Origin of the sequence: Actinophytocola sp. (assembly GCF_035942955.1) — a bacterium.
Classification (GTDB): Bacteria; Actinomycetota; Actinomycetes; order Mycobacteriales; family Pseudonocardiaceae; genus DASYTH01.
On record NZ_DASZCQ010000335.1, the window covers coordinates 22731 to 29246 of the forward strand.

Below are 6516 nucleotides of genomic sequence, written 5' to 3' on the forward strand. Positions count from 1 at the left end.
TTGCGTGGTCACGCTCCTGCTGACCGTGACGGTCCCGGTCACACCCGCCGTGGGTTCGCTCCGCGACGATCCGTGGCAGTTCACCAAACCCGTTGCGTCCCAGGGCGAATCCGCGCTGAACGCGATCGCGGTGGCGACACCCACCGAGGCCTGGGCGGCCGGCGACGAGCGGACCGCCGGTGGCACGCACCAGTCCTTGATCGGTCGCTGGGACGGCGTTGCGCTGCACCGGATTCCCGGCGCCACCGACTCCGACCAGCCGGCGCTGGACGTCCGCCTCGCCGACCTCGACATCGCCGGCGAGGCGGTGTGGGCCGTCGGGCGGGCGACGCCGGCAGGAGACGGCGCGCACCGGGCCAGGATCGAGCGCTACAGCCGGACCGACCCGGGCGCCGGTGCTGTGTTCCCCGTTGCCGCTCCGGACCTGCACAGCGAGCTGGGCGGCATCGACATGGTGCACGCCGGTCTGGGGTGGACGGTCGGCACGGCCGGAAGCGCCGAGGACTCGACCCGGCCGCTGATCATGCGGTGGGACGGCACGTCCTGGGCCGAGCAGGCCGGCCCGGGTCCCGGCACCCGGACGAACCGGCTCAACGCGGTCGCGGCCCGGTCGCCGTGGGACGTGTGGGCGGTCGGCAGCAGCACCTCGTGGGAGCGGCCCGGCATGTCCCAGATCCTCGTCCTGAACTACGACGGCCAGTCCTGGGCCCAAGTCCCTGCGCCCGACCTCGGCCCGCACTTCAACGACCTGCTCGGCGTGACCATCGTCGGGGACAAGGAGATCATGGCGGTCGGGTACACCGGATCGCCGGACGAGGAGCCCGGCCACCGGCAGGCCGTCGCCCTGCTTTACGACGGCGCGACCTGGCGGGTGCTGCCGGCGGCCGACCCGAGGACGACCGAGTTCACCGGGGTGGCCGCGATCTACGGCGTCGAGGCCTGGCTGGCCGGGTACGCGATGGTCGACGGCGTCGAGACCGCGCACATCGAACGCTTCGACGGTGTCACGCTCCGGCCCAGCCCGATCGACCCGCCGATCGCGCCGTCGGCAACCAACAACTTCCCGGCGACGTTCCTCAGCGACATCGCGGCCGGGCCACCCAACAGTCCACTGTGGGCAGTCGGGTGGCGCGACGTCGACGTCACGCCGGGCCGGTTGGGCTCCACCCTGCGCAGGAACACGGTCAGGCAGAGCTAGCCCGTGTCGCCGGTCAGCGCGAACGAGCGAAGGCGGGTCGTGGCGAGCACGGTGCCGGCGACGGTGAACACACCGGCCAGCACGAGGGCGAGCGGTGCGGCGAGCGTCGCCGTGATCAGCTCGCTGTCGGCGATCGCGCCGGTGAGCGAGGCCGTCTGGTGGTGGATGCTGAAGATCCTGGTGCCGGACACGAAGCCACCGAGGAGGTTCTCCCAGAGGACGATGTAGACGAGCCCGGCGGCGACCGGGCGGCGGGTCACCAGGCTCAGCGCGAGAAAGCTCGCCGAGTAGGCGAGCGCGCCGATCGTGTCGCCGACGACGAGCCCGAGGGCAAGGCCGGGGGAGCCGGCGATCAGGCCGGCGGCCGCCAGCGGCACCGCGGTGGCGACGGTCGTGACGGCCCAGGCGACGGTGAGCTTGGACAGGATGATCTCGCTGCGCGGCAAGGGTTTGGTGAGCAGGTGGGTGATGGTGCCGTCCTCGATCTCAAGGCCGAGCACGCTGCTGCCGATGATCAGCGCGGTGAGCGGGAGGATGACGCCGAGGCCGAGGTCGCCGAACACCGTGGGACCCCAGTCGGAGGCGGGCACGGGAGCGGCGCGGCCGAGCAGGGTCAGGCCGATCAGCACCACGGGCATGGGCAGCAGCAACAGGACGCGCCGGCGGCCCAGCAGGGCCCTGGCCGTCAGTTGCATGATCGTCGGGTTCATCAGGCGGCCACCAGGTAGGAGAAGACCTTTTCCAGGGACTCGTCGGAGGGCAGGATGCCGGTCAGCCGGATGCCCTCGGCGCGGGCGGCCTTGGCCAGGACCCGGGTGAACGTGCCGTAGTCGTTCGCCCTGACCTGCAGGCCGGCCGGGTCCAGCTCGACGCCCGAGACCGACGGGTGTCGCATCAGGACTGTCGAGAGTAGACGGTTGTCGGAGGACTGGATCAGGAAGACGTGCGGGCGGTTGGTCATCAGCCGGCGGATGTGCCGGTAGTCGCCGGAGGCCGCCAGCCGGCCGGCCACGATGACCTGCACGGTGCCGGAGAGCTGCTCGACCTCCTCGAGGATATGCGAGCTGAACAGGATCGTGCGGCCCTCGCCGGCCATCCGGTGCAGCAGGTCCATCATGTGCAGGCGCTGGCGGGGATCCAGCCCGTTGAACGGCTCGTCGAGCAGCAGCACCTCGGGATCGTGCACCAGCGCGGCGGCCACCCGGGTCCGCTGGCGCATTCCCTTGGAGTAGGTGGAGATCCGCCGGTCGACGGCGGCGCCGAGCTCGACGATGTCCAGCGCGGCGCGGGCGGCGCGCGGCGGGTCGGGCAGCCCGTGCAGCTTCGCGCTGGCCAGGACGAACTCCCAGGCGGAAAGGAAGCCCGGCACGCTCTCCCGCTCGGTGACCAGCCCGAGGGTCGAGTAGACGTCCGGGTTGCGCCAGCTCGGCACGCCGCCGACGAGCACCGTGCCCTGCGACGGGGCGAGCAGGCCGGCCATCAGGTGCAGGACGGTCGTCTTGCCCGCGCCGTTGGGGCCGAGCAGCCCGGTCACCCCCGGCCCGATGGTCAGCGTCACGTCGTTGACGGCCACCACGTTGCCGTACCAGCGGGACACGGTGGACAGTTCGACAGTGCTGGTCATGCCTTCACCTTCCGGTAGCGCCACACCGCGCAGCCGACGCCGGCGGCGGTCAGCACCACCGCGACGATGCCGTACACCGGGCCGTACGGGCCGACCTGCACCAGACCCTTGCCGAAGATCCACCGGTCGACCCCGTTGAGCAGGCTCACCGGGTCGAGCAGCCCGGCCAGCTGCCCGGCCGCGCCGGGGTCCAGCGCCCGCAGCGCGCCGGAGACCGGAGCGGTCAGCAGGAACACCGCGATGATGATCCCGGTGGCGAACACCCGCCGGCCGGACAGCGCGGCCAGCGGCAACGCCAGCGCGGCGAGGAGGGCGGCGTGAATGACGGCGGCGGCCAGCCCGGCGAGCAGGTCGGCCGCCTGCTCGAGCACCCCGCTCACGCCGGTCCTGGTGTCGAACGCCAGGCCGACGAACATCACCAGCATCGGGCCGGCGAACAGCACGAGCACCGCGGTGGCCAGCGCGCCCAGCTTGGCCATGGCGTAGTCCGAGCGGCGCAGCGGCCGGGACAGGTACAGCGGCAGCAGGTTGTTGCGCAGGTCGCCGGACACCAGCTCCGGAGCCACGATCGCCACGAAAACCGTTGCGGCGTAAGAGAAAGTGGAGGCGATGCCGACGTAGTCCAGCACCGGCGACGGGAACTGGGAGCTGACCACGACCAGGATCACCGCGGCCAGGCAGGCCAGCGCGAACAGCCCCATCGGCAGGACCTTGGCCCAGGCGCCCCGCCCGATCCCGTACGCGCCGCGCACGCCGTGCCAGTACAGGGAACGTGCCGCGTACCGACGGCCGAGCCGCGGTCCGGTGTACCGCTGGTATCCGATGTCGTGGATGACACCGCTCGCGTCAGGCGCCGGCATGGCTGGCCTCCGGTAGCTCGCGGAACAGGTCGGCAACCTGGTGCCGGTGCCGCTCCAGCCGGTGCAGGGACAGGTCCAGATCGGCGACCGCGTCCCGGATGACGTCGTAGGTGTCCTCAGTAGACAGCTGCACCAGCAGTGTCCGGCCCTGCGCCCGAACGTCCAAACCGGACTCGGTCAGCCGGGCCGCGAGCCGTGCCACCTCGCCGTCGATCTCCACCGTCAGCAGGTCGCTGTGCCGGGTCATCGACGACAGCGAGGCCGAGCGCAGCAGCCGGCCGGCGTCGATGGCCACCAGCGAGGTGCAGATCCGCTCGATCTCGCCGAGCAGATGCGAGCACACCACGACGGAGATGCCGAACTCGGTGCCGATCCGGTGCACGAGGCTGAGCATCGCCCTGCGCCCCTCCGGATCCAGGCCGTTGGTCGGCTCGTCGAGCAGCAGCAGCTCCGGGTCGTGCACCAGCGCCTGGGCCAGCTTGACCCGCTGCTTCATCCCGGTGGAGTAGCCGCCGATCCGGCGGTACCGCTCCTCGTACAACCCCACGTGCCGCAGCGTCTCCGAGGCCCGCTCCCGCGCGGTCGGCGCGGGCAGCCCGCTGATCCTGGCCAGGTGCGTGACGAACTCGGCCGCGGCGACGTCCGGCGGCAGGCAGTCGTGCTCGGGCATGTAGCCGACGCGTGCCCGGACCGCCTCGCCGTCGGCGAGCGGATCCAGCCCCAGCACCCGGATCCGACCGCTGGTCGGGGTGAGCAGGCCGAGCGCGAGCTTGATCAGCGTGCTCTTGCCGGCCCCGTTCGCGCCGACCAGCCCGACGATGCCGGGCTCGACGGACACCGTGAGATCGGCCAGCGCGGTGATCCGACCGTCGTACTGTTTCTCCAGGGCTTCCGTCTCGATGACAGCCACGCACCGGACCCTACGAGCCCGGCGGTCCGCCGACATCCGGCAACAACCCCGGAATCGACCCTTAGGGGCTCAGGTCGCCGCTCTGGCGCGGACCCGGTGCAGGGTGTTGTGCAGGACGGCGACGAGGGCGTCGCGCACGGAGAGCTTGGCGCGGGCGTCGAAGGTGACGATCGGGACCTCGTCGCGGACGGCGAGCGCCCAGCGGACGTCGGCGAGGTCGTGGGCGAGGACGCCGTCGAAGAGGTTGACTGCGACGACGAAGGGAAGCCCGGCCTTCTCGAAGTAGTCCACCGCGGGGTAGCAGTCGTCGAGGCGGCGGGTGTCCACGATGACCAGCGCGCCGAGCGCGCCGTGCACGAGGTCCTGCCACATGAAGCCGAATCGGTCCTGGCCGGGCGTGCCGAACAGGTAGAGCTTGACGTCCTCATCGATGGTGATGCAGCCGAAGTCCAGCGCGACCGTGGTGGTGGTCTTGGCCGGAACGTGCTTGACGCGGTCGATCTCGGCGGCGACGGAGGTCATCGCCGCCTCCGTGGTGAGCGGTTCGATCTCGGAGATCGCGGCCACCGCGGTCGTCTTGCCGACTCCGAAGCCGCCCGCGATGACGATCTTGACGGGGGTCGGCGGGCGTCTGGCGCCTGCGATGGGTTCAGCGAATGGCTTCGAGTCCACGAATGACCCTCTCGATCATGTCGAGGTCTTGGGAGAGTTGGATTCCGGGCCGGCGAACGATGACGTAGCCGAGGGCGGCGAGGTCGGCGACCAGCACCCGGGCCACACCGATGTGCAGGCCGAGGATCGCGGCGACCTCGGCGACCGACTTCGAGCCGGTGCGGCACAGCGCGACGATGTCCTTGCGCTCGAAGGTGAGGTTCGACTGGGACGCCTCACCGAGCCGGCTGGTCGCGACCTGCGCCTCGATCTCGAGCGTGTCGTCGATCGGCTGCGCGCGCCCGGACGTGAGCAGGTACGGACGCAGCAGGGAGACGTCCCGATCGACGGTGTCGCCGGGATCACCGCTCATCGCCTCCTCCTTCGCGTTCGGACTGTCGCGTTCAGACGGTGTTCTTGAGCTCCTCGATCAGTTGGGGGGACAGCACGGCGGTGGCCCGGTTGGCGAACATGGCCATCTCGTAGGCGATCGTGCCGAGGCTGGCGCTCTTGGACGCCAGCACGCCGAGCGAGCAGCCGATGCTGATCGTGCAGACCAGCAGGTAGCCCTGCTCCAGCTCGATGATCACCTTGTCCGGCAGGCCGAGCGGGTGGCACTCGGAGACCCCGTTGGCCAGGCTGAGCATGGCCGAGCAGATCGCCGCGAGCCGGTCGGCGCTGGACCGGGCCATGTCCGACGACATCGCGATCAGCAGGCCGTCGGCGGACACCGCGATGGCGGCGATGGCTCCCGCGGTGTTCTGCGCGAAGCGGTTCACCAGCCAGTTGAAGTTCTGCGCTTCGGCACTGACGCTGGCTAACGGCGTGCCCGGCGCGGGCTTGGTCATGCTGTGCTCCCTTTCGTCGAGTCGGTGTCCCGGCTGGCGGTGGGGTCGTTGTCCGGCGGCTTGTCGGCTCGGGCCAAGCCTTTGGCGAACGCGTCCAGCGCCGCCCGCTCCGCGTCGGGGTCGCGGGTGCGCCGGGCGATGGCGGTCCACGCCGCGGGATCGGCGGGCGCGGCGCCGGGGTCGGGCGCGCGGCTCACCTTGGGGATTCGCTGGCTGCGCAGGCCGGGGGCGAGGTTGGCGCCGGGGACCCGCCGGGTCAGCCCGCTGTGCTCGGCGGGCGCCGGGCCGGGAGCGGGGTCGGCCGCGACGGCGGAACGCCGCACGGCCAGCGGCGACGGCGGGACCCGCATCCCGGTGCGGTCCGGAAGCACCGTGGCCGCCTTGGCGATGGCCGACTGGTAGTCGTCCATGGCCGTGCGCACGGC

The 6516-nt window shown here is 71.5% G+C and carries 8 protein-coding genes and 1 pseudogene; 1 reads left to right on the plus strand and 8 read right to left on the minus strand.

Translation table 11 applies throughout. The features are described from left to right. The first annotated feature begins 4 nt into the window (after positions 1 to 4). Positions 5 to 1198 (plus strand): hypothetical protein, encoded by a 1194-nt coding sequence (locus tag VGX25_RS33400; RefSeq protein WP_326921971.1) that lies wholly within the window; start codon positions 5 to 7, stop codon positions 1196 to 1198. Here VGX25_RS33400 and VGX25_RS33405 read toward each other — a convergent pair. The 8 genes and pseudogenes from VGX25_RS33405 to VGX25_RS33440 all read right to left on the minus strand — a co-directional run. Then, positions 1195 to 1908, minus strand: a complete 714-nt coding sequence (locus VGX25_RS33405; protein ID WP_326921972.1) for an ABC transporter permease — start codon at positions 1906 to 1908, stop codon at positions 1195 to 1197. The genes VGX25_RS33400 and VGX25_RS33405 overlap by 4 nt on opposite strands. After that, entirely contained in the window at positions 1908 to 2822 is a 915-nt protein-coding gene (locus VGX25_RS33410) for an ABC transporter ATP-binding protein (RefSeq protein WP_326921973.1), read from the minus strand. The genes VGX25_RS33405 and VGX25_RS33410 overlap by 1 nt, the downstream gene beginning before the upstream one ends. Next, complete coding sequence (locus VGX25_RS33415; protein WP_326921974.1) at positions 2819 to 3682, minus strand: hypothetical protein; 864 nt, start codon at positions 3680 to 3682, stop codon at positions 2819 to 2821. Before VGX25_RS33415 ends, VGX25_RS33410 begins: the two co-directional genes overlap by 4 nt. Continuing rightward, positions 3669 to 4592, minus strand: coding sequence for an ABC transporter ATP-binding protein (locus tag VGX25_RS33420; protein ID WP_326921975.1), 924 nt, complete (start codon positions 4590 to 4592; stop codon positions 3669 to 3671). The genes VGX25_RS33415 and VGX25_RS33420 overlap by 14 nt, the downstream gene beginning before the upstream one ends. A 69-nt stretch (positions 4593 to 4661) precedes the next feature. After that, positions 4662 to 5264 (minus strand): GTP-binding protein, encoded by a 603-nt coding sequence (locus tag VGX25_RS33425; protein ID WP_326921976.1) that lies wholly within the window; start codon positions 5262 to 5264, stop codon positions 4662 to 4664. Continuing rightward, complete coding sequence (locus VGX25_RS33430; RefSeq protein ID WP_326921977.1) at positions 5242 to 5616, minus strand: DUF742 domain-containing protein; 375 nt, start codon at positions 5614 to 5616, stop codon at positions 5242 to 5244. The genes VGX25_RS33425 and VGX25_RS33430 overlap by 23 nt, the downstream gene beginning before the upstream one ends. Positions 5617 to 5647: 31 nt before the next feature. Continuing rightward, positions 5648 to 6091: a roadblock/LC7 domain-containing protein gene (locus VGX25_RS33435; protein WP_326921978.1), complete on the minus strand. Its 444-nt coding sequence runs from the start codon at positions 6089 to 6091 to the stop codon at positions 5648 to 5650. After that, a pseudogene (locus VGX25_RS33440) lies at positions 6088 to 6516 on the minus strand (hypothetical protein); the annotation flags it as partial. The gene VGX25_RS33435 and the pseudogene VGX25_RS33440, both read right to left, overlap by 4 nt.